Source organism: Lactobacillus jensenii DSM 20557, from assembly GCF_001436455.1.
Classification (GTDB): domain Bacteria; phylum Bacillota; class Bacilli; order Lactobacillales; family Lactobacillaceae; genus Lactobacillus; species Lactobacillus jensenii.
Genome location: NZ_AYYU01000043.1, coordinates 1 through 4,574 on the forward strand (window position 1 = coordinate 1; position 4,574 = coordinate 4,574).

The window sequence follows — 4,574 nt, forward strand, 5'->3', positions numbered from 1 at the left end:
TCTATTTACACAAAAAATTTGACAGTTTCCATTTTTTTATTGGATAATATAGTCGCCTTATCTTTTTAGATTTATTTTTAAATTTTGTTGTTACTTTAAATATATTTACACGTTCGTTACTGACTTTAACCACTAAAGCCGGACGTATTTTTGAATCATCTTTATCATCAAATGGTACGTCTGCAATGTAAATCTCCATCGGTTTCATTAGCCATTAACCATCCAGTCATGAAAATTAGGAGATTTTTTGGGATCATACTGACCGTTTTTATCAATCTCAACCTTTTCTTCAGGTAATTCAGCAATTAAATTTGACCAATCTAAGGCTGTCGGAAGCTTTTTTACAATTACTTCATTATTTTTTACTTCAAAAGAGACTTTAGCCCCTTTATCTAAACCTAAAGCCTTTCTAATTGCTGCAGGAATTACTAACTGACCCTTTTGGGATATTTTTCCAGTATATGGATTATCCATGGTATTCTCCTTTTCACTTGTTACTATTTACGTCTTACCTCTTACGTCTTATTTTATCATAAATTAGAAGATGTTGTATTAAATATATCTGTTTAGTGTAACATTAGGGTGTGCTTAATGTTACACTTATCGAATAAAAAAGGTTACCAGCATTATGCTTAAGCAACCTCTTTAATATATTATTAGTAGCAAGACTTATCTTTCTAAATTTTGATCTTGCATTTGATATTTATAATCTTTTTTATTTTTAGTATCTTGACTTGTAAATTGCTTTTTATAATTTGCTCTTACACTAGGATTATTAAATACCTTCTTTTCCGTTTCATAGGCAGCCTTAGCACTTGTATCTTTATGCTTTTATTTAGCATTCTTTCTGTCAATTTCAATATTTTTCACCATTTTAGAAATATTACTTTTATTAGTTGCAAAATGATTTTCTTTTAAAAATTTCTTAGCATATACTCGATTTAATTGTTCTTCCGCATTATTTTGAGTTCTTTGTTTTTGATCGAGATCAATTCCTTGAATACCATTTTGATAGGTCCAATCTTTGATTCTTTCCATCTTATTAGTACGGTAATAATCGCTAATCAATTCATTCCATTTTCCCCATTTGTCCAAAGGAACATTAAGCAATCCAGCGCCACCATCAATCATGATCTTATTGGCTGCTAAAGTAGCTGATCTTTTATTTCCGTCCCAGAATATTTGATTCCTCATATTGTGGTACATCAACGTCATAGCTTTATCTGTTGTACTTATGTCTTTACTCATCAGATCTTCAAAATACTCTTTTTCTTTTGTTTCATCAGGAATTTCAGGAGTATACGTGGCATCAGCTGCGAGAACTACTTGAGAAGAACCGGTTCTTATTGCTCCTGGTTCAAGTGCGTCATGTAGAGCCACAATTTTATTAATTGACTTCATTTTATTGAAAGTAAGTGGCTCTGGATCATTGATAATGTATTGCCAGCCCCTTTTTAATTGAACAATAGTATTAATATCATCAATAGAAACGCCATCAACACCTAATCCATCAATAATGGTTTGAGTTTGAGGCAATGTTGTTGTTAACCCCTCAAAGCGGGAATTTGTATATACAAGACGTGTTAGATTTTGTATAGCTAGTCTTCTGTTTTGATCAGTTGTCAGGCTATATTTATTTTGTAAAATCATTATGCTACCTTCTTTCCTTAAATTATTTCTATTTAATAAATTGAATTATTAAACTACATTTTCTATTTCTTCCTATTTGTAATTATAAGATTTAAACATATCTGTTTAACTTTAGGGTGTACTTAATGTAACTTCAATTAAATAAAAAGCTACTCAGCATTATGTCTAAGCAGCTCTTTCTACCAAATATTTCAAAGAAATAATCATATTTCTAAATTTTGATCTTGTGTCTTAGACGGATATAATTCTTTCGATATGTGATTGTTATGCTCTTTAAATTTATTATTATAAGTCTTTTTTACCAATGAATTATCAAGTTTTTCTTTTTCGCTTTTATACCCTGCTTGTACACTGAAATCCTTATTTTTTTCTCGATTATTTATTCTATTTAAAGCTATATTTTCAGATATTTCTTTTATATTTTTGTCACTTACTTCAAAAGGATTCTCTTTTAAAAATTTTCGTGCATACACCCTATTTAATTGTATATCAGTCTTATCAAAAGCACTTGTATCTCTTACCCCGTATATCTTAGCTGATATAGTACTTTCATCTAATTTTTTGATCTCATCTTTGTAGAATTGTTCTTGTTTTTGATTTTGAGAAACATAAGCCGTATATCTATCTTTTTCTTCTGCCATTCTTTCTTTAGCATACCCTACTAAATTATCTACGTTTCTATCTGCAAGATTCTGTAAATAAAATGGACGATCAGTTACCCTAACTACTAAAAAAGACATTTCATGTTTTGCTAGCTCTAAATTAATTAATTCTCTTCCTGTTCTGCCATTTCCATCGTCAAATGGGTGCATTCTTTCAAAATCAATGTGCGTTTCAATCAAAGTACGTAATAATTCATCATCATTTTTAGAATTTTCAATTCTAAATGACGTATTATCTATCCATTCATGCATTAATTGATATACCACTTGTGGTGAAGCCGTCTTAAAATCCGCTCCTGCAATATAATTTTCATTTGTTTTAAACTTACCAGCTATAGCAATAGTATTTTTTGTCAATTCAAATTGAAGTTTTAACAGGGTATCCATATTAAGCGGAGCATTATTATTAGCCAAATATATTAATTCATTAAAAGCGTCTTTCTGATTATCAGCAGCATATAAATCCTTCAACTTAACCCCTTCAATTCCAGTAGAAGTTATAGTTTCATTCAAAATAACTGCCCTAGTCTGTCCCAAAGTTAATTTATTGCCCTCAATTGCGTTTGAATTATAAGCAAATCTGACCATGACATCATCTAGATAATCTTTTGGATATTTCAACATAGTTTTTTCTCCCTATTTTTTTATATCAAAATTATTTTTTCTTCCTATTTATATTGCAAATATGCTAACTAATTTACTCGGAATCTTTTAACTTTAATTCGTTAAAACGACGCTGCAACGTTTTGATACTAATGCCAGTCTTTCTGTTAATCATTTTATATGTATTCCCTTGTTTTCTTAGCTCCCAAGCCAATTCTACCTGTTCTTCTGTAAATTTTTTAGGACGACCGTCTTTATAATGAGGATCATACTTTTTAGCATAGGCCTTGCCTTCTTGGGTACGGCTGACAATTAAATCACGTTCAAATTGCGCAAAAGCCGAAAACATAGTAAACATAAGTTTTCCATTTGGACTATCATCAAAATAGCCCATATTAAGTATATTAATTTTTATACCTCGTTTATTTAAGTCTTCCACTGTTGTTAAGGCCTCTTGAGTATTTCTAGCAAAACGATCAAGTTTAGTAACCATTAAAGTATCTCCGGAAAGGAGTAAACTAATTAGTTTTTCAAATATCGGTCTTTTGGTTGTTGTGCCTGTCCATTTTTCTTGATATATTTTTTTAGCTCCTGAATTTTTCAATTGTTTTATTTGAGGCTCTAAATGCTGTTCTTCAGTTGAAACTCCGGCATATCCATAAATTGTCGGAACATGGGTTTTTATTCTTTCTTTTTCTTTTTCAATTTTCCATTTTTGAAATTCATCAAACTCAAATTGATCTACTATTTTGTTCTTTTTTATATTTTTTGATTCTTTTTTCATTAAGTTTTGACCTGCAACGGTAAAAAATATAAGGAAGCAAAACTTTTTAATCTTGCTTCCTTATTCTAGTTAAAACTCAAGTTGGACGTATTATGATTAACCCAATCATATTTTTTTAAAAAAAGAGGTGAGCTTTTTTGCTGATTATTTATATTCGCTTTAGCTAAGTTCAATTTATAATTCGAATCTAGTGCTAATAGCAACTTACTTGAAATACCCATTATTTTTTCAATTCTTAAAGCTAACACTTCTGTTAGAAATCTTTTTCTATTTAAAATATCTGATATATTTTTCTGGCTTACCCCAATTCTAGCAGCTAAATCTTTTTGAGTAATGTCGTAATAATCCATAACTTCTTTTAAAAGATTAGCGGCTGATGAAGTATGATATTCTTTAATTTTATTCTCACGATGCAACATGCAATCACTCCTTTTAGTGATAATCCTCAATTGAAACTATCCCACTTTTCTTTATCGAAAGTTCATCGTTTTTATCATAGCCTTCAAAAATCATTCTATAATTTCCACTTACATCAACAGCAAACTTATTATTTAAATTACCAGTTAACGGATGGCAACGAGGCGGAGGATCAGATGGAATTTCCGATAAATTGTTAGCAGCGCTAAATTAATCTAAACGATCTAAAATTTTTTTGGCTCTATTTTTATCAATAATCGTTCATTATTCAATATTTTTGTGAGTTTTTTAGTTTCTGCAAAATATTCCATTCTTTCACCTGATATAGACATTATACCAAAACGGTATGTTTTAGTAAATATATATAATGAACAAATATTAAATGACTCAATGATTATTAGAACATAAAAACTATAAAGCTTACGAAAATACAGAAACTGTCAAATTTTTTGTGTAAA

The 4,574-nt window shown here is 29.7% G+C and carries 5 protein-coding genes; all 5 read right to left on the reverse strand.

Annotation, left to right across the window (positions count from 1 at the left end):
- Window positions 1-207: 207 nt before the first annotated feature.
- Window positions 208-474, reverse strand: a complete 267-nt coding sequence (locus FC45_RS07205) for an AbrB/MazE/SpoVT family DNA-binding domain-containing protein (RefSeq protein WP_006585515.1) — start codon at window positions 472-474, stop codon at window positions 208-210.
- Between the two features lie 357 nt (window positions 475-831).
- On the reverse strand, window positions 832-1,650 hold the full coding sequence (locus tag FC45_RS07210) for a Fic family protein (protein ID WP_003654455.1): 819 nt from the start codon (window positions 1,648-1,650) through the stop codon (window positions 832-834).
- Window positions 1,651-1,853: 203 nt separating this feature from the next.
- Window positions 1,854-2,936: a Fic family protein gene (locus FC45_RS07215; RefSeq protein ID WP_006588111.1), complete on the reverse strand. Its 1,083-nt coding sequence runs from the start codon at window positions 2,934-2,936 to the stop codon at window positions 1,854-1,856.
- Between the two features lie 73 nt (window positions 2,937-3,009).
- Window positions 3,010-3,699: a recombinase family protein gene (locus tag FC45_RS07220; RefSeq protein ID WP_081036994.1), complete on the reverse strand. Its 690-nt coding sequence runs from the start codon at window positions 3,697-3,699 to the stop codon at window positions 3,010-3,012.
- 65 nt (window positions 3,700-3,764) lie between these two features.
- A complete protein-coding gene (locus tag FC45_RS07225) occupies window positions 3,765-4,118 on the reverse strand; it encodes a HigA family addiction module antitoxin (RefSeq protein WP_003650975.1) in 354 nt (117 codons plus the stop codon).
- Between the last annotated feature and the right edge of the window lie 456 nt (window positions 4,119-4,574).